The organism is Sphingomonas sp. (genome assembly GCF_019749955.1).
In the GTDB taxonomy this organism is placed as follows: domain Bacteria; phylum Pseudomonadota; class Alphaproteobacteria; order Sphingomonadales; family Sphingomonadaceae; genus Sphingomonas.
In genome coordinates this window covers 96,978-117,978 of the sequence record NZ_JAIEPC010000033.1, presented here as the reverse complement: position 1 = coordinate 117,978, position 21,001 = coordinate 96,978, and the positions used below count along the sequence as shown (strand labels likewise).

At 64.9% G+C, this 21,001-nt stretch carries 28 protein-coding genes and 1 tRNA gene; 16 read left to right on the top strand and 13 right to left on the bottom strand.

Annotation, left to right across the window (positions count from 1 at the left end):
• Positions 1-12: 12 nt before the first annotated feature.
• Positions 13-88 (bottom strand) — tRNA-Lys (locus K2W81_RS09580).
• A gap of 36 nt (positions 89-124) precedes the next feature.
• Entirely contained in the window at positions 125-613 is a 489-nt protein-coding gene (gene folK, locus K2W81_RS09575; protein ID WP_294103705.1) for a 2-amino-4-hydroxy-6-hydroxymethyldihydropteridine diphosphokinase, read from the bottom strand.
• Positions 614-635: 22 nt separating this feature from the next.
• Between folK and K2W81_RS09570 the strand changes: the two genes are divergently transcribed.
• Positions 636-1,277, top strand: coding sequence for a uracil-DNA glycosylase (locus K2W81_RS09570; RefSeq protein WP_294103703.1), 642 nt, complete (start codon positions 636-638; stop codon positions 1,275-1,277).
• A gap of 121 nt (positions 1,278-1,398) precedes the next feature.
• On the top strand, positions 1,399-1,641 hold the full coding sequence (locus K2W81_RS09565) for a hypothetical protein (protein ID WP_294103701.1): 243 nt from the start codon (positions 1,399-1,401) through the stop codon (positions 1,639-1,641).
• A 38-nt stretch (positions 1,642-1,679) separates the two neighbouring features.
• Here K2W81_RS09565 and aguB read toward each other — a convergent pair whose 3' ends face one another.
• Genes aguB through K2W81_RS09550 form a run of 3 tightly spaced genes read right to left on the bottom strand, consistent with a single transcriptional unit; the run spans position 1,680 to position 5,149 of the window.
• Entirely contained in the window at positions 1,680-2,528 is an 849-nt protein-coding gene (gene aguB / locus K2W81_RS09560) for an N-carbamoylputrescine amidase (RefSeq protein ID WP_294103698.1), read from the bottom strand.
• A gap of 9 nt (positions 2,529-2,537) precedes the next feature.
• The gene (locus K2W81_RS09555) at positions 2,538-3,512 is read right to left on the bottom strand and encodes an agmatine deiminase family protein (protein ID WP_294103696.1); all 975 of its coding nucleotides are present in this window, start codon (positions 3,510-3,512) and stop codon (positions 2,538-2,540) included.
• Positions 3,513-3,523: 11 nt separating this feature from the next.
• A complete protein-coding gene (locus K2W81_RS09550; protein WP_294103694.1) occupies positions 3,524-5,149 on the bottom strand; it encodes a M28 family metallopeptidase in 1,626 nt (541 codons plus the stop codon).
• A 157-nt stretch (positions 5,150-5,306) separates the two neighbouring features.
• Between K2W81_RS09550 and K2W81_RS09545 the strand changes: the two genes are divergently transcribed.
• From K2W81_RS09545 to K2W81_RS09525, 5 genes are all read left to right on the top strand, one after another.
• The gene (locus K2W81_RS09545; RefSeq protein ID WP_294103693.1) at positions 5,307-7,283 is read left to right on the top strand and encodes a S9 family peptidase; all 1,977 of its coding nucleotides are present in this window, start codon (positions 5,307-5,309) and stop codon (positions 7,281-7,283) included.
• Positions 7,284-7,432: 149 nt separating this feature from the next.
• Positions 7,433-7,930, top strand: a complete 498-nt coding sequence (locus K2W81_RS09540) for a tail fiber protein (protein WP_294103691.1) — start codon at positions 7,433-7,435, stop codon at positions 7,928-7,930.
• Between the two features lie 12 nt (positions 7,931-7,942).
• Positions 7,943-8,458 (top strand): tail fiber protein, encoded by a 516-nt coding sequence (locus tag K2W81_RS09535; protein ID WP_294103688.1) that lies wholly within the window; start codon positions 7,943-7,945, stop codon positions 8,456-8,458.
• 11 nt (positions 8,459-8,469) lie between these two features.
• Positions 8,470-8,991 carry a tail fiber protein gene (locus K2W81_RS09530; protein ID WP_294103686.1) on the top strand — a complete coding sequence of 174 codons (522 nt, stop codon included), beginning with the start codon at positions 8,470-8,472 and terminating at the stop codon, positions 8,989-8,991.
• A 74-nt stretch (positions 8,992-9,065) separates the two neighbouring features.
• Positions 9,066-9,533: a GNAT family N-acetyltransferase gene (locus K2W81_RS09525; protein WP_294103684.1), complete on the top strand. Its 468-nt coding sequence runs from the start codon at positions 9,066-9,068 to the stop codon at positions 9,531-9,533.
• On the opposite strand, the gene K2W81_RS09520 is transcribed toward K2W81_RS09525, so the two are convergent.
• Positions 9,527-9,814, bottom strand: coding sequence for a hypothetical protein (locus tag K2W81_RS09520; protein ID WP_294103680.1), 288 nt, complete (start codon positions 9,812-9,814; stop codon positions 9,527-9,529). The genes K2W81_RS09525 and K2W81_RS09520 overlap by 7 nt on opposite strands.
• 9 nt (positions 9,815-9,823) lie before the next feature.
• On the bottom strand, positions 9,824-10,438 hold the full coding sequence (rpsD, locus tag K2W81_RS09515) for a 30S ribosomal protein S4 (protein ID WP_294103678.1): 615 nt from the start codon (positions 10,436-10,438) through the stop codon (positions 9,824-9,826).
• Between the two features lie 225 nt (positions 10,439-10,663).
• Between rpsD and K2W81_RS09510 the strand changes: the two genes are divergently transcribed.
• Positions 10,664-10,969 (top strand): chorismate mutase, encoded by a 306-nt coding sequence (locus K2W81_RS09510; RefSeq protein WP_294103676.1) that lies wholly within the window; start codon positions 10,664-10,666, stop codon positions 10,967-10,969.
• 12 nt (positions 10,970-10,981) lie between these two features.
• Here the strand turns inward: K2W81_RS09510 and K2W81_RS09505 are convergent, their stop codons facing one another.
• The 5 genes from K2W81_RS09505 to rpiB are packed head-to-tail and all read right to left on the bottom strand — an operon-like array spanning position 10,982 to position 14,193.
• Positions 10,982-11,707, bottom strand: coding sequence for an RNA methyltransferase (locus K2W81_RS09505; protein WP_294103674.1), 726 nt, complete (start codon positions 11,705-11,707; stop codon positions 10,982-10,984).
• Entirely contained in the window at positions 11,704-12,177 is a 474-nt protein-coding gene (gene nrdR, locus K2W81_RS09500; RefSeq protein ID WP_294103671.1) for a transcriptional regulator NrdR, read from the bottom strand. The genes K2W81_RS09505 and nrdR overlap by 4 nt, the downstream gene beginning before the upstream one ends.
• 3 nt (positions 12,178-12,180) lie before the next feature.
• Positions 12,181-12,435: a hypothetical protein gene (locus tag K2W81_RS09495; protein ID WP_294103669.1), complete on the bottom strand. Its 255-nt coding sequence runs from the start codon at positions 12,433-12,435 to the stop codon at positions 12,181-12,183.
• 1 nt (position 12,436) lies between these two features.
• Positions 12,437-13,750 carry a serine hydroxymethyltransferase gene (glyA, locus tag K2W81_RS09490; RefSeq protein WP_294103667.1) on the bottom strand — a complete coding sequence of 438 codons (1,314 nt, stop codon included), beginning with the start codon at positions 13,748-13,750 and terminating at the stop codon, positions 12,437-12,439.
• Positions 13,747-14,193 (bottom strand): ribose 5-phosphate isomerase B, encoded by a 447-nt coding sequence (gene rpiB / locus K2W81_RS09485; protein WP_294103665.1) that lies wholly within the window; start codon positions 14,191-14,193, stop codon positions 13,747-13,749. The genes glyA and rpiB overlap by 4 nt, the downstream gene beginning before the upstream one ends.
• Before the next feature lie 181 nt (positions 14,194-14,374).
• Here rpiB and K2W81_RS09480 point away from each other — a divergent pair, with 181 nt between their 5' ends.
• The 8 genes from K2W81_RS09480 (at position 14,375) to K2W81_RS09445 (ending at position 20,573) form a co-directional block, all read left to right on the top strand.
• Positions 14,375-14,944 carry a sigma-70 family RNA polymerase sigma factor gene (locus tag K2W81_RS09480; protein ID WP_294103664.1) on the top strand — a complete coding sequence of 190 codons (570 nt, stop codon included), beginning with the start codon at positions 14,375-14,377 and terminating at the stop codon, positions 14,942-14,944.
• Positions 14,941-15,663 carry an anti-sigma factor gene (locus K2W81_RS09475; RefSeq protein ID WP_294103662.1) on the top strand — a complete coding sequence of 241 codons (723 nt, stop codon included), beginning with the start codon at positions 14,941-14,943 and terminating at the stop codon, positions 15,661-15,663. Before K2W81_RS09480 ends, K2W81_RS09475 begins: the two co-directional genes overlap by 4 nt.
• Before the next feature lie 96 nt (positions 15,664-15,759).
• Positions 15,760-16,311 (top strand): fasciclin domain-containing protein, encoded by a 552-nt coding sequence (locus K2W81_RS09470; RefSeq protein ID WP_294103660.1) that lies wholly within the window; start codon positions 15,760-15,762, stop codon positions 16,309-16,311.
• 274 nt (positions 16,312-16,585) lie between these two features.
• Entirely contained in the window at positions 16,586-17,803 is a 1,218-nt protein-coding gene (locus tag K2W81_RS09465; RefSeq protein WP_294103659.1) for a DUF3419 family protein, read from the top strand.
• Between the two features lie 3 nt (positions 17,804-17,806).
• Positions 17,807-18,460, top strand: coding sequence for a class I SAM-dependent methyltransferase (locus tag K2W81_RS09460; RefSeq protein ID WP_294103658.1), 654 nt, complete (start codon positions 17,807-17,809; stop codon positions 18,458-18,460).
• On the top strand, positions 18,460-18,897 hold the full coding sequence (locus K2W81_RS09455) for a DUF3429 domain-containing protein (protein ID WP_294103657.1): 438 nt from the start codon (positions 18,460-18,462) through the stop codon (positions 18,895-18,897). The genes K2W81_RS09460 and K2W81_RS09455 overlap by 1 nt, the downstream gene beginning before the upstream one ends.
• A 39-nt stretch (positions 18,898-18,936) precedes the next feature.
• Complete coding sequence (gene recF, locus K2W81_RS09450; RefSeq protein ID WP_294103656.1) at positions 18,937-20,007, top strand: DNA replication/repair protein RecF; 1,071 nt, start codon at positions 18,937-18,939, stop codon at positions 20,005-20,007.
• 32 nt (positions 20,008-20,039) lie between these two features.
• Positions 20,040-20,573, top strand: a complete 534-nt coding sequence (locus tag K2W81_RS09445; protein WP_294103655.1) for a TetR/AcrR family transcriptional regulator — start codon at positions 20,040-20,042, stop codon at positions 20,571-20,573.
• Here K2W81_RS09445 and K2W81_RS09440 read toward each other — a convergent pair whose 3' ends face one another.
• On the bottom strand, positions 20,574-20,984 hold the full coding sequence (locus tag K2W81_RS09440) for a hypothetical protein (protein ID WP_294103654.1): 411 nt from the start codon (positions 20,982-20,984) through the stop codon (positions 20,574-20,576).
• Positions 20,985-21,001: the final 17 nt, after the last annotated feature.

Genomic DNA, 21,001 nt, shown 5'->3' with positions numbered 1-21,001 from the left:
ACATAGCTTGCATGGTGGGCCCGTCGGGATTCGAACCCGAGACCTACAGATTAAAAGTCCGTTGCTCTACCGACTGAGCTACGGGCCCGCACCGTGCGCGGTTCTGGCCGCGAAGGGCTGCGCGTTAGGATGGACGCCGCTTGCGGTCAATGGCGCACAACTGCCGTATCGTGCGCCCGGTCAGCGGATCGCGCCAGTCAGCGGCGATCTGGGCCAGCGGGGCGAGCACGAAGCGGCGCCCTCGAAACGCGGCATGCGGGATGACCAGCCCCGGCGATGCCCAGGCACCCCCGGACCACAGGATGATGTCGAGATCGATCACGCGCGCGCCCCAACGGCGACCGGGTCGCCGACCAAAGGCGTGCTCGATCGCTTTCAGCCGCGCGAGCAGCTCGGGCGGGGGCTCGTCGCTGTCGATGATCGCGGCCTGGTTGGCAAAGCGGCGGGACGAGGGGCCGACGGACGCCGTGATCATCACGCGCGATACCGCACGCACCCCGCCGATGGCGATAAGCGCGGCAGCCAGTTCGTCTTCGGGGCGCCCGTGACGACCGCGCCGGTTGGAGCCGAGCGCGATGGCGTAGCGGGCCAGAGGATTGCTTGTCGGCGCCATTGCCCCGGCCTATCGCCGGGGGATGTCTGCGCCAAGCCCGTTCACCGCCGCAGCGCCGCCGCGCGACTGCCCCCGCTGCCCGCGCCTCGTCGAATTCCGGGAGGTTTTGCGGGTCGACCAGCCCGAGTGGTGGAACGCGCCCGTCCCGGCGATCGGCGATCCCGATGCGTGGCTGTTGGTTGTCGGCCTGGCCCCCGGCAAGCACGGCGCCAATCGCACCGGCCGCCCCTTCACGGGTGATGCGGCGGGGGCGCTGCTGTTCGCGACGCTCGGCAAATTCGGGCTGGCTGTCGTGCCGGACGAAGGCGACGCGCAGCTCATCGGCGTGGCGATCGACAATGCGGTCAAATGCCTGCCGCCGGGTAACCGCCCAACACCCGAGGAACGCAGGGCTTGCCGCCCCTTCCTCGGAGACACGCTCGCGGCCTTGCCAAAGCTTCAGGTCGTCATCGCGCTCGGCGAGATCGCGCACCAATCATGCGTGAAGGCGCTCGGCGGCAAGCTGCCCAAGACGCCGTTCGCGCATCTGGCTGAACACCGCATCCCCAGCGCCCCGACCCTGATCGACAGCTATCATTGCAGCCAACTCAACCAGAACACCGGGCGGCTGACGACCGAGATGTTCGAAGCCGTTTTTGCCCGCGCGCTTGCGCTCAAGGGCTGACGCTGAACCGCGTGATCGTAAGGGGACCGCCGACGCTCATCACTGGCATCTCAACACCTGCGGGATTGGCCCAGCTGCAAATATTTGCTACGCAAGCCCAAGTTAGCGAAGGGAATTACCGATGCGCAACTTGTTGATCCTCGCCATCCTCGTCGCCACGCCCGTTGGCGCGCAGAACGCACCGAAGCCGCAGCTCGGGAAAGCTGATTGCCGATCCGCCAGCGCGCAGCGGGTTGATGGTACGCGCGTCGCGGGGCCGCAACGGCTCGACCAACTGCCCGATGCGAAACTGTTCCGCGCGGTCGATTATCGTGAGGGCGGCTGCTCCAAGCCGATCATGGTCAACCGCACCCTTCGCCGATAAGGCACAACGGCGGTCGCGGTGCGCCGGACGGAGCGGGATCAGATATCCTGTACCAACCGCCCGTAAAGCTCCGGGCGGCGATCGCGGAAGAAGCCGAAGGCGGCGCGGTGGCGCTTGACGCGGTCGAGGTCGAGCGTCGCGATGATCACCCCTTCCTCGTCGCGGCCAAGTTCTGCGAGAATGTCCCCGCGCTCGTCGGTGATGAAGCTGGTGCCGTAGAAAATCTGGCCATGTTCGTTGCCGATGCGATTGGCGGCAACCACCGGCACGACGTTCGACACCGCATGGCCCACCATTGCCCGGCGCCACAGCCGCGCGGTGTCGAGGCCCTCGTCATGCGGCTCGCTGCCGATGGCGGTGGGGTAGAACAGCACCTGCGCGCCCATCAGCATCATCGCGCGCGCGGTTTCGGGATACCATTGGTCCCAGCACACCCCAACGCCAAGCGTCGTCCCTGCCCCTGACCAGACCTTGAAGCCGGTGTTGCCCGGGCGGAAATAGAATTTTTCCTCATAGCCGGGGCCGTCGGGGATATGGCTCTTGCGATAGACGCCTTGGACGGCGCCATCAGGGCCGATCATCGCGAGGCTGTTGTAGTAATGCGGGCCATCGTCTTCGAAAAAACTGGTCGGGATCGTGACGTTCAGTTCGGCGGCGAGCGCCTGCATCGCCAGTACCGAGGCATGCTCGGTGACAGGCTTGGCGGTCGCGAACAGCCCCTCATCCTCGACGCGGCAGAAATATTCGCCCTCGAACAATTCGGGCGGCAGGATCACTTGCGCCCCTCTGCCCGCTGCCTCGCGCACCCCGGCGCTGACCTTGGCGATGTTGTCGGCGATGTCGTTCGAGAAGCCGAGCTGGAGCGCGGCAACAGTGATCTCGGTCATGCGGGTCCTTCAGCCGGGAATCTGCTGGCTGATGCAGTGGAAGCTGCCCCCGCCAGTGAGGATATGGTCGGCACGCAGGCCGACGACGTTGCGCGTCGGGAAAATCTCCGCGAACGCGGCGACCGCCGCTTCGTCATCGGGCGCGCCATAGATCGGCACGACGACGCTCGCATTGCCGATGTAGAAATTCATATAGCTCGCCGGCACGATTTCCTCATCGCGCAGGATGCGCCCCGGCGAGGGCACGCGCACCAGCTCGACATCGGCGCCCGAGAAGCGCACGCGCTCGGCGGCGAGCTGATAGACGCGCCAATTGGGGTCATTCTCCGCCCCTTCGGGAATCGCCAGCCGGCCCGGCGCCACGAAGCGCGCGATATTGTCGACATGGCCGTCGGTGTGATCGTTGAGCAGCCCGTTGCCGAGCCAGATCACCTGCGAAAAGCCCAAATCCTGCTTCAGCCGCTGGACGATATCGTCGCGGCCCAGGCCTGGATTGCGGTTGTAGTTGAGCAGGCATTGCTCGGTGGTGACGACCAGACCCGTGCCATCGCCGTCGATCGCGCCGCCTTCGAGGATCCAGTCGCACGCCTCGGCCTCGATCCGGCGCGATTTCGCGAGCCGTTCGCCGATCGTGTCGTCGCCGGGCAGATCATATTTGCCGCCCCAGCCATTGAAACCGAACAGCCGCGCTTCGGTCTTCGACACCATGATCGGCCCGGTATCGCGCAGCCAGATATCGCCGAACGGCTCGAGCAGCACGTCGGCAAAAGGCGCCAGCTTCGACGCCGCGTCCGCCGCATCGGCATCGGCGGCGACGAGGATGACCTTCTCCCCCGCGCCGTCAGCATGCACGGCGCTGGCAAAGGCCACCACTTCGGCCCGCGCAGGTTCGATATCGTCGAGCCACAGTTCGGCGTGGCTCGGAAAGCCGATCCACACGGCCTTGTGGTGCGCCCATTCGGCGGGCGGGATCAGCTTCGCCACGGATCGCTCCCTTATTTGCCGCTGCGCTGTTTGTCGCGCACGCTGCGGAATTCGCTCGTCTTATACCAGTTCGGCCAGCTTTTGCCCTGCGCCAATTGCCGACCCAAGCCGTAATAGACGGTCAGATCCTGCACCGCACCCGACCAATCCCATGACGCATCATATTCGTCCTGCGGCTTGTGATAGCGGTTGGTGACATAATCTTCGGCCGCTTTGTGCCCCGCCGCGACGCCGCCCTGGACGAGGTCTTCGCCCGATCCGGCATCGAGCATCGGCACGCCGAGCTTGGCGAAGCTGAAATGGTCCGAGCGGAAATAGCCGCCGCGCTCGGGATTGGGCTCGGGCTTGATCACCCGGTTCTGCGCCGCGACGAAGGGCTTTACCAGATCCTCGAGCTCGGACTTGCCCGCGCCCGTCACCACAAAGTCCTTCACCGCGCCGCGCACATTGAGTGAATCCATATTCACCCCGCCAACGGTGCGCGCGAGCGGATAGACCGGATGCTCGGCATAATATTGCGAGCCGAGCAGCCCCGATTCCTCCGCCGTCACCGCGAGGAAAGCGACCGAGCGCGCGGCGGGGCCAGCCTTGGCATGCGCCTGTGCAAGCGCGATCAGTCCGGCGATGCCGCTCGCATTATCGACCGCGCCATTGCAGATGCCGTCGCCCTTGACCGGCGTGCAACGGCCCAGATGATCCCAATGCGCGGTGTAGAGGACAAAGTCCTTTGGCGCGGTCTTGCCCGGCAGCACGCCGATCACATTCTTCGACTTCTGCCGCTTGATCGTCGCGGTCATCGACACCGATGCCTTCAGCCCGAGCGGTACGGCCTTGAAGCCCTTGACCTTGGCGGCCTCGCTCAGGCTTGCGAAATCCTTGCCCACGCTGGCAAACACGCGCTTGGCGGCTTCCAATTGCATCCAGCCAATCGCCGCGCTCTGATCGAGATGATCGCCCGGCACATCGAGTTCGAGCGAGGGCCGGGTGTTGCTCGATTCGACCACGCCCCAGCCGTAAGCGGCGGGCTCGGTATCGTGGACGATGATCGCCGCCGCCGCTCCCTGCCGCGCGGCTTCCTCATATTTGTAGGTCCAGCGGCCATAATAGGTCATCGCGCGACCTTCAAACAGGCCATCGCGCCCCGGCGTTTGCCAGTCGGGGTCGTTGACCAGAATGATCACCGTCTTGCCGCGCACATCGACCCCGGCATAATCGTTCCAGCCGCGTTCGGGCGCGTTGATGCCATAGCCGACGAAAACGACCTCGCTGTCCTTGACCGCGATCTGCGGCAGCACGCGGTAGCTGCGCACAACCATGTCGGTATTGGGCGCCAGGCTCACGGTCGCGCTGCCGCCGACGAACACCATTGGGCTGATGTTGGCGAAGGTCGATTCGACCATCGGCACATCCTGCGTCCAGCTGCCCTTGTTGCCGGGTTTCAGCCCCGCCGCCTTCATCTGCGCGATGATATAGGCGACGGTCTTCTCTTCGGCCGGGGTCGTCGGCGCGCGGCCTTCATAGGCGTCGGAGGAAAGCTCCTTGTCGACGGACTTCAGCGTTTGGACGGAGATTTGCGGGCTCGAGGCGGCGGCGGAGACGAGCGCGAACGGCAGCAGGCAAACAATGGGCGCACGCATCGCGGCTCTCCGGAAAAGGGGGTGGATCACGCGCGCTTTTTGGCAGGACGGCACGCAGGGCGCAAGCGAGCGCACCTGCCGAGATATTTCGCGCCAACCGCTTGATATGTCGGATTTGGCTCGGCATCGTCGCGCCGTCCGCTGCGGGGAAAGACTCATGATCAGGCTACTCTTCGCCGCATTGGCGCTCGTGTCGACGGCGGCCATTGCCGCGCCCAGCCCCGAAGCCATCGCCTTCGGCGCGCGCGAATCGGTCGAACAAGTCAGCCTTTCGCCCGACGGCAAGCACGTGGCCGTCGTCGCGCCCGCCGGGCCGCGCGGCAGCTATGTCTACGTTGTCAATCTGGAGGGCGATCCGGGCCTGAAACCGGTGATGCGATCGAGCGGCTCGCCCGATCGGCTGCAATTCTGTCGCTGGACGACCAATACCCGGCTGATCTGCGGCGTGTATTTCATCGCTTATGACGGGGACAGCAACACGAGCTTCTCGAGGCTGGTCGCGGTCAACAGCGACGGTAGCGACTTGAAAGTCTTGACCGCGCGGACCGGAGAAAACGCACTCCAGGCCAATTATCGCGGCGGCGAGGTGATCGACTGGCAGGTCGATGGCGATGAAGGCAAAGTGCTGATGACGCGGCAGTGGATACCCGAGGTGACGACGGGCTCGACGATCGGCCAGGATCGATCGGGCCTTGGCGTCGAACTGGTCGATACGCGTAGCTTGTCGCGTCGCATGGTTGAGGTGCCGCGCGATACCGCGGTCGCCTATATCTCGGATGGTCATGGCCAGGTCCGCATCATGGCGGCACGCCCGCGCGACTCGGCTGGCTATTTCGGCAACAAGACCAATTACCTGTACCGCAAGAAAGGCACCAAGGAATGGCTGCCGCTCGTGACCGAGACCTTCACGCCAGACGGGCTGGGCATCGGATTTCGCCCGGTTGCGGTCGATAGCGATCTGAATGTCGCTTATGGCTATGATGTGGAAAAAGGTCACACTGCGCTGTTCAAGATGGCGCTTGATGGCAGCATGAAGCAAGAGCTGGTGTTCGCCCGTCCTGATACCGATATCGACGATCTCGTCCAGATCGGCCGCCAGAATCGGGTGGTCGGCGCCAGCTTTGCCACCGATCGACGACAAAATGAAATGTTCGATCCAATGCTGCGACGCTTCGCCAACGGCATGGCGAAGGCAGTGCCGGACAAGCCGCTGGTGTCGATCGTCGACGCGAGCGCCGACGAACAAACGCTGCTGCTTTGGGCCGGCAGCGATTCCGACCCCGGTGTTTTCTACCTGTACACCCGCGCCGACAAGCATCTCACCGAATTGCTTCCCGTGCGATCGGAACTCGCGGCGCGCCAGCGCGCTTCGGTCAAACCGGTCAGCTACCCCGCCGCTGACGGCACGATGATTCCTGGATATCTCACTTTGCCCCCGGGCAGCGATGGCAAGAATCTGCCCGCGATCGTGCTGCCGCACGGTGGCCCGGCGGCGCGCGACGAATGGTCGTTCGACTGGCTGCCGCAATTTTTTGCCGCGCGCGGCTATGCCGTGCTGCAGCCGAATTATCGCGGATCGTCTGGCTATGGCGACGGCTGGTACCAGAAGAATGGCTTCAAGAGCTGGCGCGTCGCGATCGGCGATGTCAACGACGGCGGGCGCTGGCTGGAAAAGCAGGGCATCGCGGCGCCCGGCAAGCTGGCGATCGTCGGCTGGTCCTATGGCGGCTATGCCGCGCTGCAAAGCCCCGTGCTCGATCCCAATTTGTTCAAGGCGATTGTCGCCGTCGCGCCGGTGACCGACCTCGACATTTTGCGGCGCGAAAGCGAACATTATCTCAATTATTCGATTGTCGACAAATTCATCGGGAAGGGGCCGCATGTCGAGGAAGGATCGCCCGCCCGCCACGCGGCAGCGATTACGGCACCGGTGCTGCTGTTCCACGGCGATCAGGACCAGAATGTGGGGGTGCGCGAATCGCGCGTGATGGCATCGCGGCTGAAAAGCGCGGGGCGCGAGGTTGATTATGTCGAGTATAAGGGACTCGACCACCAGTTGGAGGATAGTGCTGTGCGCGCCGAAATGCTCGACCGCGCCGATTCGTTTCTGCGGCGCGTGCTGGCGATCAAGTAATCGGCCGCGCTGGCCAAAGACAGTGAAAAAGGCACTGTTCTGCAACGATAACGATCCCCGCAAACATGCCATCGCGCGGTTGTTTCGGCAGTGGACAGCGGCCAAAAAATGGGCCAGCTTGGGTTAAACAAAAGGGGGGAGCCGACCACATGGCAGAACCGTTTATCGCCGAAATTCGGATGATGTCGTTCAACTTCGCGCCCAAGGGTTGGGCGCTGTGCAATGGCCAGCTCCTGCCGATCAACCAGAACCAGGCATTGTTCTCGCTGCTCGGCACGACCTTTGGCGGCAATGGACAGACAAACTTCGCGCTGCCCAATCTTCAGGGGCGCACCCCGATCCACGTCGGCAACTCGCATACGCTGGGCGAAGTGGCCGGGACGCCGACGGTCACGCTGACCACCGCAAACCTGCCGCAGCATGTCCATAGCGCGACGGCGACCACCACGGGCGGCACGGTGGCCACGCCCAACAACAACCTGTTGGCGAGCTATCTGAACGGCTATGCCCCGTTGGCCACGCCGACGGTCCTCGCGCCGGGCTCCATCAGTTCGATTGGTGGTAGTCAAGCGCACGAAAACCGGCAGCCATTTCTGACGATCAACTTCTGCATTGCGCTGCAGGGCATTTTTCCGTCGCGGAACTGAGGGAGCAGACCAATGGCACAACCCTATGTTGGCGAAATTCGCATGTTCGGCGGAAACTTCGCCCCCGCTGGCTGGGAATTCTGCTCAGGCCAGCTTCTGTCGATTGCGGATAATGAAACGCTCTTCAACCTGATCGGCACGACCTATGGCGGCGACGGCCAGAACGTGTTCGCGCTGCCCGACTTGCGCGGTCGATTGCCGATCCATTTTGGCAGTGGTGGTGCGGGTTCGTATCAGCTAGCGGAGACCGGCGGCCTCGAGCAGGTGACGCTGACGGTCAACCAAATCCCGAACCACACGCATAACTTCCTCGCGGTCGCTGCCGCAGGCACATCGAACAATGCCACCAACAATCTCATCGCGGCCAGCCCGTCGGTCGATATGTTCGGCGGCATTTCGCCCGATGTGAACCTGAACGCGGCAGCCATCGCGCAAACGGGCGGCAATCAGCCGCATACCAATTTCCAGCCCTATCTGTGCGTGAACTTCATCATCTCGCTGTTCGGGATTTTCCCCAGCCCAAATTGAAGGACTGTCCGATGGATCCTTTTGTCGCGGAGATCCGCATCTTTCCGTTCAATTTCGCTCCCAAGGGCTGGGCTTGGTGCGATGGCCAGTTGTTGCCGATCTCCCAGAACACGGCGCTCTTCTCGCTGCTCGGCACCACTTATGGCGGCAATGGGCAATCTAACTTCGCGCTCCCTAATCTGCAGGGATCGGCGCCGATGCACCCGGGTCAAGGGCCGGGCCTGTCGCTGCACGATCTGGGTGAGGTCGGCGGTGTCGAGAATGTAACGCTGCTGCAAACCGAAATGCCTCAGCATAATCACACCATGCGCGCCAACAGTCAGGACCCCGCCGACGTGCAGGCGCCATCGCCGAGTGTCTTTCTCTCGTTGAGTTCCAAGGGGCGCGGCTATGCACCAGCGGCAGCCACGACACCCATGTCACCCCAGACGGTTGCCGTCACCGGGGGCAGCCAGCCCCACAATAATATGATGCCGTATCTGACGCTGTACTTTAACATTGCGATGCAGGGCGTCTTCCCGCCCCGGGGTTGAGGATCGTTACGCCGATTAGCGCAGGCGAACTGCCGGTCCCGGTTGCTGCCGGGATCGGCGTTTCCCTGCGCCTGATGACCGACGCCGATCTTGCCTTTGCCGCCCGGGTCTATGCTTCAACCCGATTCGAGGAGGTCGCCCAGACGGGCTGGCCGCAGCCCATGATCCACGCCTTTCTGACGCAGCAGCATGATGCCCAGCACGCGCATTACACCGCGCATTACCCCGGCATCATTCGCTATGCGATCCAGCACGCGGGTGCCGATGTTGGACGGCTATACCTGTATGAAGGCGCGAGCGACCTGCGCATTGTCGATATTGCCCTGCTCCCCGACGCGCGGGGCAGCGGCATCGGCGCGGCGCTGCTCAGCGATGTGATCGCTTACGCACAGGCGCGCGGGCTAACCGCGTCGATCCATGTCGAGCAGCAAAATCCGGCGCGACGGCTGTATCTGCGGTTGGGCTTCGTGTTCGAAAAGACCGCCAACGATATCTATGACTTGCTGATTCGCCACCCCGCGCCAGCGCCGGTCGATCAGTAGAACACGGCCTCATAGATCAAGCCGTCGGCCTCGGACGCAATCGGCACGATGAAGATGTCAACTGGCTCGGCGCCCGCTTCGGCAAACGCATAAATCGCCTGCGGCAGATAAGGTGCGCTGGGTCCGACGAATTCGAGCCGGAACGACCCACCGGGCCGTCCCGAATCGTTGAGCGGTTCAAACGCCCGCAGCGTCAGCGGCACGGCGCCGCCGTCGCCGAGCGCGACCTGATAGGTCGTGCCCAGCTTGTCGGCGAATTGGTCGTGCGTCAGCCCCGTCATGGGCAATCCTTAGCGCGAATAGAATTCGACGACCAGATTGGGTTCCATCTTCACCGGATAGGGCACTTCATCGAGCGTGGGGACGCGCGTGAAGGTCACCTTTGCCGCGCCATCGGGGGCGACATAATCGGGGATTTCGCGCTCGGCGAGCGCTTGCGCTTCCATCACCAGCGCCATTTCCTGCGCCTTGCTGCCCAGCGTGACTTCTTCACCCGGGAAGACGCGGCGCGAAGCGATGTTGCACTTGACGCCGTTGACGCGGACATGGCCGTGACTGACGAGCTGGCGCGCGGCAAACACCGTCGGCGCGAACTTGGCGCGATAGACGATCATGTCGAGCCGCTGTTCGAGCAGGCCGATCAGATTCTGGCTGGTATCGCCCTTCATCCGGCTGGCTTCATGATAGCAGGCGCGGAACTGCTTTTCGGTCACGTCGCCGTAATAGCCCTTCAGCTTCTGCTTGGCGCGCAGCTGAAGACCGAAGTCCGAGGTCTTGCCCTTGCGGCGCTGGCCGTGCTGGCCGGGGCCATATTCACGCTTGTTGACGGGGCTCTTGGGGCGACCCCAGATATTCTCGCCCATCCGGCGATCGAGCTTGTACTTGGCGCTCTGGCGCTTCGACATGATAGTTCCTTCAATTGCCAACAACGCCCCATGCCACCGCGACACAGGGCTTCCCGGTCATCGCGCTGCTGGGTCTTGGACGACGGCAGGGCCACCGCTTCACCGGGGTGCGGGGCCAATTGCGAGCGCGCGCCTTTCGCAGAGCGGAACGCGAACGTCAAGAGCGGGGTCAAGAGCGGAGGGCACGGGCTGGACACGCCCGCGCGCGCGGCTATCAGGGCGCGCATGACAGATACTCTTCCCGGCTCCGCCTGCACAACGATGGCCGAGGTTCGCGCCGGCGTTGACCAGGTCGACCGCGAGCTGGTCGCGCTGCTGGAGCGCCGCTTCGCCTATATGGATGCCGCCGCCCGCATCAAGCCGACGCGCGAGGCGGTGCGCGACGAAGCGCGCAAGGCGCAAGTGATTGCCAATGTGCGCGGGCACGCCCGCGCCGCTGGCGTGCCTGAGGCCGCCGTCGCGGCCCTGTGGGAGACGCTCGTCGAAGCGTCGATCGCCTATGAATTCGACGCCTTTGACCGGCGCGGCTGACCGCCCCGCCCGCTAGCCACGGTCGCGCGGACGATCGATTGCTGAGAGCACGCCGCGCAAGGTTCGCACTTCCTGGCTCGACCAGCCCGGCTTGGTCAGCAACGTCCGCAAGGTTCGCCGCGTTACCGGCGTGCGGTCGGGCGGGTGGAAGAAGCCGGCCGCGTCGAGCATGACATCGAGCTGGGCAATCATGCCGTCGAGCTCCTCCTGCGGTGCGGGCAATGGCAGCTCGGTTTCGGGCGGCATCGCGAGCTTTTCGCCCTTCGACCATTCATAAGCGACGAGGATCACCGCCTGCGCGAGATTGAGCGAGCCAAAGGCGGGGTTAATCGGCGCGGTAATGATGGTGCGGGCCAGCGCGACATCGTCGGTTTCGAGCCCCGCGCGTTCGGGACCGAACAGGATCGCGCTTTTGCCGGGCTGCGTGCGGACGAGTGTCGCGGCTTGTTCGGGCGTGACGACGGGTTTGGTGACGCCACGCTTGCGCACGGTGGTTGCGTAAACATGCGCGCTGTCGGCAACCGCCTCGGCCACGCTATCGAAGACTTGCGCCTGCTCGATGACGATGTCGGCGCCCGATGCGGCTGGCCCCGCCGAAGGATTGGGCCAGCCGTCGCGCGGGGCAACGAGCCGCAACTCGGTCAGCCCGAAATTGAGCATGGCGCGCGCGGCCTTGCCGATATTCTCGCCAAGCTGCGGGCGGACGAGGACGATCGCGGGGGGTGGTGGCGCGCTCAACTCTTGCCGACTTCGCTTACGTTGCCGGCGAATTCCTCGAAATCGCGGGCTTCGCGGAAATCCTTATAGACGCTGGCAAAGCGAATATAGGCGACCGAATCGAGGCCCTTGAGCCCGTCCATCACCATTTCGCCGATCAGCTTCGACGCGATTTCGCTGTCGCCAAGCGTTTCGAGCTGGCGCTGGATACCGCTGACCAGCTTTTCGATCCGAACCGCATCGATCGGCCGCTTGCGGCAGGCGATCGACACCGATCGCATCAGCTTGTCGCGTTCGAACGGCTCGCGCCGGAGCCCCCCAGCGCCTTCATTCTTGACGACCACGAGGTCACGGAGCTGGATCCGCTCGAACGTCGTGAACCGCGCGGCGCAGCCTTCGCACTGGCGACGGCGCCGAATCGCGGCGCCGTCCTCGGTCGGGCGGCTGTCCTTTACCTGACTGTCTTCATGACCACAGAAAGGACAGCGCATCGCCTAGCGGTTCGACTTTCGCAAAACAGCATAGCCCGCGCCGAGCAGCGCGCCGGTGACGATCGAGATCGGCAGCACAATCGCCGCGAGCGCCCCGACGGCAGCGCCGCCGATCAGCTTGTTGCCATTCTCGCCACCAATGAACTTGCTCGTCTGATCGACTGCCGAGTCGAGGACCTCGACCACGTCCTCGCCAACCGCGCGAAGGGTATCTTCGATTGTCGCCTTGGGTTTGTCGTCCATGGGTTGTTCGGTCATGTCATGCCTCCGGATAGATCGGGAACCGGTGACATAGTACAATAACACGCTCACGTACAGCCATTTCAACCTGTGCGTCGCCCTGTTCGCCGTTTTTGGCAAGGCCATCAAGCACATCAGCGACCATATGGCCAATTTCGCGGAATTCGGCGGGGCCAAAGCCGCGTGTCGTCCCCGCCGGCGAGCCGACGCGGATGCCGCTGGTCTTGGTCGGCGGCAGCGGATCGTTGGGGATGCCGTTTTTGTTGCAGGTGATGCCCGCGCGTTCGAGCGCTTCGTCGGCATCCTTGCCGCTCACGCCCAACGGCGTCAGGTCGACCAGCGCGAGATGCGTGTCGGTGCCGCCCGCGACAAGATTGCAGCCGCGTTCATTGAGCGTCGCCGCCAGCACTTTCGCATTTTCAACGACGGCCGCGATATAGCTCTTGTAGCCCGGCTGGAGCGCTTCACCGAACGCGACCGCCTTGGCGGCGATGACGTGCATCAGCGGCCCGCCCTGAAGCCCGGGGAACACCGCCGAGTTGAGCTTCTTGCCGAGCGCTTCGTCGTTCGACAGGATCATGCCGCCGCGCGGCCCACGCAGCGTCTTGTGCGTCGTCGTCGTCACGACATGCGCGTGCGGGAGTGGCGAGGGATGCAGGCCCGCCGCGACGATGCCGGCGAAATGCGCCATGTCGACGAGGAAATAAGCGCCGACTTCATCGGCAATCGCGCGGAACTTCGCAAAGTCGATCTGGCGGGGATAGGCCGAGCCGCCCGCGATGATCAGCTTTGGCTGGTGTTCGCGCGCGAGGGCGGCAACTTCGTCGTAGTTGATCAGATGGGTGACGGGATCGACGCCATATTGCACCGCGTTGAACCATTTGCCGCTCATCGCCGCCTTGGCGCCGTGGGTCAGGTGGCCGCCCGCGTCGAGGCTCATGCCCAGGATAGTCTCACCGGGCTTGACCAGCGCGAGCATCACCGCGCCATTCGCCTGCGCGCCCGAATGCGGCTGGACATTGGCATAGGCGCAATCAAACAATTGCTTGGCGCGATCGATCGCGAGCTGCTCGACTTCGTCCGAGGGATGGCAGCCCTGATAATAGCGCTTGCCCGGATAGCCTTCGGCATATTTGTTGGTGAACACCGACCCCTGCGCTTCGAGCACGGCCTTGGAGACGATGTTCTCGCTCGCGATCAATTCGATCTGCGTTTGCTCGCGCGTGAGTTCATGCTGCACGCCTGCGAAGATCGCGGGATCGGCATCGGCGAGGCCGCGGGTGAAAAAGCCGTCGGGCTGGACGTCGTGGAGATCGCGGGGGTTGGTGCTCATGATAAAAATCCTTCGGTCTGGCTGAGTTTGGCGACCCGTGCGGCATGGCGACCGCCTTCGAAATCGGTGCTCAGGAAAGCAGTGATGCAGGCGCGCGCCATTTCCTCGCCAATCAGGCGCGCGCCCAGCGCAATTGTGTTGGCATCATTGTGTTGGCGCGCGAGCGTCGCCGACAGCGGCTCGCTCACCAGCGCGCAGCGGCAGCCGGGGATACGATTGGCAGCAATCGAAATGCCGATCCCCGAGCCGCACAGCGCGATGCCGCGTTCTGCCGCGCCACTGGCGACGGCGGCGCCGACCGCATGGCCGAAATCGGGATAATCGACGCTCGCCGTGCCATGCGTGCCGAGATCGTCGACCGCATAACCCTGGTCCTGCAACCAGGGCACCAGCACCTGCTTCAGGGCAAAGGCAGCGTGATCGGATGCGATAGCGATGCGCATGGTCGGCGCTGTACTCCGGCTGGTCGAAAGGCGAGCGGCGCTTCTAGCGAAAGCGTTCACGCATTGCCACACCCGCTTTGGTCTGCCCCTGCACCAACGGGCAGGCGATGACGGCGATGGGTACGGATTTTGCCCGCAAAAACATTTGTCGCTTGCACCCGTGGCGGCTAGTCAAGCGCGCGTGAGCCAGCCTGTGACCGATGCCAATGCCGCGCGTGCCCGGCTTGCCGAGCTGCTCTGGCGCGTCGGCCAGGAAGACCGTGCCGCGATTGCGCCGCTATATACCCTCACCAGTGCTAAACTTTTTGGGATATGCCTTCGTATCTGTGGGGAAAGGCAGGCAGCGGAAGACGTGTTGCAGGAAGTATATCTGACGGTGTGGAAGCGCGCGGGCGGCTATGACCCTGGCCGTGCGAGCCCAATCACCTGGCTGGCGACGATCGCGCGCAACCGCGCGATCGATTGGCGCCGCGCGCAGGGATCACGTCAGATGGCGGCGATCGACGATGCGCTGCCGGTGGCCGATGATCGCCCGCTCGTATCCGAAACAATGCTCGCGGATGAATCCGATCGGCGGCTGCACCTGTGCCTCGATCAGCTTGAGGACAAGCAACGACTGGCGATCCGCACAGCCTTTTTCGACGGCGTGACCTATGCCGAGTTGGCCGAGCGACTGGGCGTGCCGCTCGGGACGATGAAGAGCTGGGTGCGGCGCGGCTTGATGCGGCTGAAGGAGTGTGTCGAGGCATGACCGACACGCCGCTCCCCCCTGAAGACGACGCGCCGATGACGATGGCCGCCGAATTCGCGCTTGGCCTGCTCGAAGGCGAGGAGCGTGCGGCGGCGATGCGCCGGATGCTCGCCGAGCCCGACTTCGCGGCCGAGGTTGAGCGTTGGCGCGACCATTTCGGCCTGCTGTTCGATGCATGGCCCGAAGCGGCGGCTCCCACCGGTGGCGCAGCGCGGATCGAAGCGGCGCTGGCGCCGAAGCCCGTGGTCGCGAACGACAATGGCAGCGCGCGGCTGTGGCAGGCGATCGCGGGGCTATCGACGGCCGCGGCGGCGGTGCTGCTCGGCTTCATGATCCTCACTCCGACGGCGGTGACGCCGCCGGTGGTCAATGCCGCGCCCAACCCGGTGTTGATCGCGGCGATCACGCCGACCGCCAAGGGCGCGCCGGTCGCCGCGCTTTATGATCCGCGCAGCGGCGCGCTGCGGATCGGCGCGGCCGCGCTGGCCGACGGCGCCCATAGCGCCGAGCTTTGGGTGATCGGTGCTGAGGACAAGAAGCCGCACTCGCTCGGCGTGCTGCGCGCGGCGTCGGAAACCCAAATCGCGCTGCGTGATATCGATCGCCAGCGGCTGATCGCTGGCGCCACGCTGGCGATCACAATCGAAGTGCCGGGCGGCTCGCCGACCGGGCTGCCACAGGGGCCGCTGGTTGCGGCGGGGCCACTCGCGCGCATCTGACGCGAGCCAAATCCCGGCAGTGCATCCTTTGGGGGAGCGCCCCCGTATCTCCGCCGCACCCCGACAACGGGCGCACCCCTTCAGGAGATATTCCCCATGAACACTGCCCTTCGCTTTTCGCTCATTGCTAGCGCCTTCACGCTCGGCGCCGGTTCGCTGATTGCTGCCACCAACCCGATGGTCGGCGGCGCCGCGATGTTCCCCACCAAGAACATCGTCCAGAACGCCGTCAATTCGAAGGATCACACCACGCTGGTCGCCGCCGTCAAGGCCGCCGGTCTGGTTGAGACGCTGTCGAGCAAGGGCCCGTTCACGGTGTTCGCGCCGACCAATGCCGCTTTCGCCAAGCTGCCCGCCGGCACCGTCGAAACGCTGCTGAAGCCTGAAAACAAGGGCACGCTGACGGCGGTGCTGACCTATCATGTCGTCGCCGGCAAGGTCAGCGCAACCCAGCTCGCCGCCAAGGTCAAGATGGGCGGCGGCAAGGCGATGCTGACGACCGTGCAGGGCGGCACGCTGACCTTTGCCAAGGCGGGCAAGGGCTACACCGTCACCGACGCGAAGGGCAATGCGGCCAACATCACGATCGCCGACGTCAACCAGTCGAACGGCGTGATCCACGTGATCGACGGCGTGCTGCTGCCGTAATTTCTTGAACTGCTCAAAAAAAATATGCGGCGACTGAAACCTTTCGGGTCGGGCCGCCGTAATGACTGATGTCCCCTTCAAGCGGACATCAGTGGCGCCGGTCCCTCCCCCTTGTCGGCGCCAGATCGGGGTCTGCCATCAAACCGATGGCAGACCCCATTTTGTTTGCGGGTGATCATCCACTCTGCGGGCAAAGATTGTCACCGCCGCCCCATTGGCTTATCGGGGCAATGTGGCGCCTTGTCCCGATTGCGGCGCCAAGGAGATATTCGGCATGAAACCCCCGCGCAACCGCGCTGTCCGCAGTGCGGTCCACCGCCATGATCATTTGAGCAAACAGGGCCTGCTCGAACGCGCCTTCACTTTTGCCTTTCGCGGGCTGGTCTATGCGCAGATCTGGGAAGATCCGGCGGTCGACCTCGAAGCGCTGGCGGTGACGCCCGATTGCCACATCGTCCAGATCGCCTCGGGCGGGTGCAATGTGCTGAGCTATCTGACGGCCGATCCCAAGGCGATCACCGCCGTCGATCTGAACACCGCACATATCGCGCTCAACAAATTGAAGCTCGTCGCGGCGCGCGAATTGCCCGATTATGCCGCGTTCCACCGCTTTTTCGGCCGCGCCAACACGCGCGAGAATATCGCCGCCTATCGCAAACATGTGCGGCCGCATCTCGACGAGACGACGCGCCGCTATTGGGAAGGCCGCGACATCATTGGCCGCCGCCGCATTTCGGGCTTTGCCAAGGGCGTGTACAAGCGCGGGCTGCTCGGCAATTTCATTGGCGCGGCGCATTTTCTGGCGCGCATCAACGGCGTGAACCCGAAGATCATTCTGCGCGCCTCCTCAATGGAGGAGCAGCGCGAGATTTTCGACCGCGACTTCGCGCCCTTTTTCGACAAAGCGTTCGTGCGCTGGCTGACCGACCAGCCCGCGTCGCTGTTTGGCTTGGGCATTCCGCCCGCGCAATATGAAGCACTGGCGGGCGATTCCAAAATGGCGGTCGTGCTGCGCGAGCGGCTCGAAAAGCTCGCCTGCGATTTCGATCTGCGCGAAAATTACTTCGCGTGGCAGGCCTTTGGGCGCGGCTATGAAGATGCGCCCGACGCGTCGCTGCCGCCCTATCTGCAACAGGCGAACTACGAAGCCGTGCGCGCGCGCGCCGACCGGGTCGAAGTGCGCCACGCCAATTTTATCGACTATCTGAAGTCGATGCCCGCGCAATCGCTCGACCGCTATGTGCTGCTCGACGCGCAGGACTGGATGACCGACGAGATCCTGACCTTGTTGTGGACCGAGATTACCCGCACCGCCAAGCCCGCCGCGCGCGTGCTGTTCCGCACCGCCGGCGCACCCTCGATCCTGCCCGGCCGCGTGCCCGAGCCAATTCTGGGCCAATGGGATTACCGCGCCGAAGATTCACTCGACTATACCCGGCGCGACCGCAGCTCGATCTATGGCGGCGTGCATCTCTACGTGCTGAAGGACTGACGCATGGCGAGCGCCACCGGCGATCATGCCGGGCATATGGATGCGATCTATCGCAGCCAGCGCCATTTCTATGACCTGACGCGCAAATATTATCTGCTGGGGCGTGATCGGTTGATTGCCGAGCTCGCGCCGCCTGCGGGCGGCGCCGTGATCGAGATCGGCTGTGGCACCGGGCGCAATCTGATCGCCGCCGCCAAGCGCTTCCCCAATGCGCGCTATTTCGGGATCGATATCTCCGAAGCGATGCTCGAAACGGCGCGTGCCAATGTCGCCAAGGCGGGCTTGAGCGACCGCATCACGCTGGCGCAGGGCGATGCGACGGCATTTGACGCGATGGCGCTGTTCGGCGTCGCGCGCTTCGACCGGGTGTTCCAAAGCTACACGCTGTCGATGATCCCTGACTGGCAGGGGGCACTCCGCGAAGGGGCGGGCAAGCTGGCGCAGGGCGGGCGGCTCGATGTCGTCGATTTCGGCCAGCAGGAGCGGTTGCCTGGGGCGTTTCGCGCGCTGCTGTTCGGCTGGCTCGCGCAGTTCGACGTGTCGCCGCGCGCCGAGCTACCCGCCACGCTCGACCGGATTGCCGCCGCCAATGGCCTGACCGCACGATTCATGCCACTCTATCGCGGCTATGCTTGGTCGGGACGGCTGAGCGCCTGATGCCGCCCACGATTGCCCGCCTGCTCGGCTTTGCCGGGTTGCTGCCGCACATCGCGGTCGTGCTTGTCCTGCTTGAGCGCAACAACGAACTGCGCTTCTTCGCGCTGGCGATGGGCTATGCTTATGCCGCGCTGATCCTGAGTTTTCTCGGCGGGATCTGGTGGGGCTTCGCTGCGCGTGCCGAGCGGGCGCCGGGCTGGCTGTGGGTGGCGGCGGTCATCCCTTCGCTGATCGCGCTGGCGAGTTTCCTGCCCTGGGCAACCGGTGAGCCTTGGCCAGGCCCGTCGCTGATCGTGATCGGCGTCGCGCTGATCGCCGCGCTCGGCGTCGACTGGCAGCTCCACCGGCTTGGCCTAGCGCCCGATTGGTGGCTTCGGCTGCGGTTGCCGCTGTCGCTTGGGCTCGGCACCCTGTCGATCGCGATGGCGGCGCTTTAGCCCGCGACACACAAGCGAGTTGGGCTAAGGCTAAGCGCTGTGCTGACTCGCCTGATCCTCACCGATTTCCGCAACCACGCGGCCGCGACGATTGCGCCGGGGCCGGGTTTCGTCGTGCTGACCGGCGAAAATGGCGCGGGCAAGACCAATGTCCTTGAAGCGGTATCGCTGCTCGCCCCCGGTCGCGGCTTGCGGCGCGCTGCCCCCGGTGAGATGGCGCGCCAGGGCGGGAACGGCAGCTTTGGCGTCGCCGCCACGCTGGCGAGTGATGTCGACATCGCCACGGGCACCCAGCCCGACGCGCCCGAGCGGCGGCTGGTGCGGGTGCAAGGCGCGAGTGCGGCGGCGACGGCGCTGGCCGACTGGGTGACGATCCTTTGGCTGACCCCCGCGATGGACCGGCTGTTCGCCGAACCCGCGAGCGAACGGCGCCGCTTCCTCGACCGGCTGACGCTGGCGCTGTTTCCCGGCCATGCGGTGCATGCCAACCGCTATGAAGCCGCGATGCGCGCGCGCAACCGGCTGCTTGCCGAAATGCTCGAGGGCGGGCAGCCCGATCCGGCGTGGCTATCCGCGCTCGAGATGCAAATGGCCGAGCATGGGCTGGCGATCGACACGGCGCGGCGGGAGTTGGTGGCGCTGCTTGCCGCGCGCCTGGCCGACCAGCCCGACGGCGTTTTCGCGCGCGCAGGGCTGGCGCTTGAGGGCTGGTCAGGCACCGCGCTGGCCGACGAGCTTGCGACCGGGCGCCGCCGCGATGCTGCCGCAGGACGCACGCTTGCCGGGCCGCATCGCTGCGACCTGATCGTCACCCATCTCGGCAAGAACCAGCCTGCGGGCTTGTGCTCGACCGGCGAGCAGAAGGCGCTGCTGCTGGGGTTGATCCTCGCGCACGCCGAACTGGTCGCCGCGCGGACCGGGCGCGCGCCGGTGCTGCTGCTCGACGAAGTGGCAGCGCATCTCGACCCGCGCCGCCGCGCCGCGCTGTTTGATCGGCTGTCCGGCACGGGTCAGGTCTGGATGACGGGGACCGAGCCGGGGCTGTTCGCCGAAGTCGGCGCGGACGCCACCCGGCTCCACTTGGGCGACGGCGGGGTCACGGCGGCTTGACCAAATCGACCGCAGGTTCGAAACCCAACGCCATGAAGCGAGACAAGCGCGAGGATCTGCTCGATCGGCTGACCGACCATGTGCTGGCAAACGGCATGGGCGACACCGGCCTGCGCACGCTCGGCAAGGCGATCGGCACCAGCGACCGCATGCTGCTTTACTATTTCCCCGACAAGGCCGCGCTGATGACCGCGCTGATGCACAATGTCGCCGCTCGGTTGACGCTCCAGCTCGGCGTGCTGGCAACCGCCCCGCCGCAGCCCGCGCCGGTGCTCGCGCGCGAGCTGACGACGCTGGCGATGGGCGATGATTTCTGGCCCTATATGCGCTTCTGGCTCCAGACAGCGGCGATGGCGGCGGGTGGCGACGAAGTTTGCCGATCGGTGGGGGAAGCAATCGGGCGCGGCTTTCTGGTGTGGATTGCCGGGCGGATCGAGGGCGACCCCGCGCGGCGCGATCAGCAGGCGGCGCTGCTGCTGCAACTGATCGAGGGGTCGATTCTGCTGAACTCGGTCGGCTTGGCCGATGTCGTCACCGTGGCGACGGCACCCCGCGTCGATCGATGATCAGCGGGTGCGCGGCTGCATCGCGAAGCCGAGCGCAAGGGCGACGCCAACCGCCCAGAGCAATGCCCCGGCGCACGCCCGCGCCTGCGCCGGATCGGCCGAATAGAGCGCCGGGAAATAGCCAATCACGATGCCGTCGATCAGCAGCGCGGTCATCGATACAACGGCAATCGCGCTGACGATGTCGCTGCGCGGCAGTCCCGCAAGGCGCGGCGTGAGCGGTATCAGGGGAACTGTCCCCGCAATCGTCAGCGCATAGGCGAGCACCTGCGGCGTCCCGTGCAGCGCGTCCATCGATACCAGCCAGCGGAGAATCAGCACGCCGCTCGCCCAGAGCAAGGCGCCCCAAGCGATCAGGATCGTCATGGGCTTCATGCCCAATCGGCTGACTGTAGCGGACGCTTCGGACATCGGATGGCTCCTGTGTA

Bases quoted from the DNA above. Each gene is read 5' to 3' on its own strand.
- folK (WP_294103705.1), bottom strand. From the start codon at position 613: ATGGCGCCGACAAGCAATCCTCTGGCCCGCTACGCCATCGCGCTCGGC.
- K2W81_RS09570 (WP_294103703.1), top strand. From the start codon at position 636: ATGTCTGCGCCAAGCCCGTTCACCGCCGCAGCGCCGCCGCGCGACTGC.
- K2W81_RS09565 (WP_294103701.1), top strand. From the start codon at position 1,399: ATGCGCAACTTGTTGATCCTCGCCATCCTCGTCGCCACGCCCGTTGGC.
- aguB (WP_294103698.1), bottom strand. From the start codon at position 2,528: ATGACCGAGATCACTGTTGCCGCGCTCCAGCTCGGCTTCTCGAACGAC.
- K2W81_RS09550 (WP_294103694.1), bottom strand. From the start codon at position 5,149: ATGCGTGCGCCCATTGTTTGCCTGCTGCCGTTCGCGCTCGTCTCCGCC.
- K2W81_RS09545 (WP_294103693.1), top strand. From the start codon at position 5,307: ATGATCAGGCTACTCTTCGCCGCATTGGCGCTCGTGTCGACGGCGGCC.
- K2W81_RS09540 (WP_294103691.1), top strand. From the start codon at position 7,433: ATGGCAGAACCGTTTATCGCCGAAATTCGGATGATGTCGTTCAACTTC.
- K2W81_RS09535 (WP_294103688.1), top strand. From the start codon at position 7,943: ATGGCACAACCCTATGTTGGCGAAATTCGCATGTTCGGCGGAAACTTC.
- K2W81_RS09530 (WP_294103686.1), top strand. From the start codon at position 8,470: ATGGATCCTTTTGTCGCGGAGATCCGCATCTTTCCGTTCAATTTCGCT.
- K2W81_RS09525 (WP_294103684.1), top strand. From the start codon at position 9,066: ATGACCGACGCCGATCTTGCCTTTGCCGCCCGGGTCTATGCTTCAACC.
- K2W81_RS09520 (WP_294103680.1), bottom strand. From the start codon at position 9,814: ATGACGGGGCTGACGCACGACCAATTCGCCGACAAGCTGGGCACGACC.
- rpsD (WP_294103678.1), bottom strand. From the start codon at position 10,438: ATGTCGAAGCGCCAGAGCGCCAAGTACAAGCTCGATCGCCGGATGGGC.
- K2W81_RS09510 (WP_294103676.1), top strand. From the start codon at position 10,664: ATGACAGATACTCTTCCCGGCTCCGCCTGCACAACGATGGCCGAGGTT.
- nrdR (WP_294103671.1), bottom strand. From the start codon at position 12,177: ATGCGCTGTCCTTTCTGTGGTCATGAAGACAGTCAGGTAAAGGACAGC.
- K2W81_RS09495 (WP_294103669.1), bottom strand. From the start codon at position 12,435: ATGACCGAACAACCCATGGACGACAAACCCAAGGCGACAATCGAAGAT.
- glyA (WP_294103667.1), bottom strand. From the start codon at position 13,750: ATGAGCACCAACCCCCGCGATCTCCACGACGTCCAGCCCGACGGCTTT.
- rpiB (WP_294103665.1), bottom strand. From the start codon at position 14,193: ATGCGCATCGCTATCGCATCCGATCACGCTGCCTTTGCCCTGAAGCAG.
- K2W81_RS09475 (WP_294103662.1), top strand. From the start codon at position 14,941: ATGACCGACACGCCGCTCCCCCCTGAAGACGACGCGCCGATGACGATG.
- K2W81_RS09470 (WP_294103660.1), top strand. From the start codon at position 15,760: ATGAACACTGCCCTTCGCTTTTCGCTCATTGCTAGCGCCTTCACGCTC.
- K2W81_RS09465 (WP_294103659.1), top strand. From the start codon at position 16,586: ATGAAACCCCCGCGCAACCGCGCTGTCCGCAGTGCGGTCCACCGCCAT.
- K2W81_RS09460 (WP_294103658.1), top strand. From the start codon at position 17,807: ATGGCGAGCGCCACCGGCGATCATGCCGGGCATATGGATGCGATCTAT.
- K2W81_RS09455 (WP_294103657.1), top strand. From the start codon at position 18,460: ATGCCGCCCACGATTGCCCGCCTGCTCGGCTTTGCCGGGTTGCTGCCG.
- K2W81_RS09445 (WP_294103655.1), top strand. From the start codon at position 20,040: ATGAAGCGAGACAAGCGCGAGGATCTGCTCGATCGGCTGACCGACCAT.
- K2W81_RS09440 (WP_294103654.1), bottom strand. From the start codon at position 20,984: ATGTCCGAAGCGTCCGCTACAGTCAGCCGATTGGGCATGAAGCCCATG.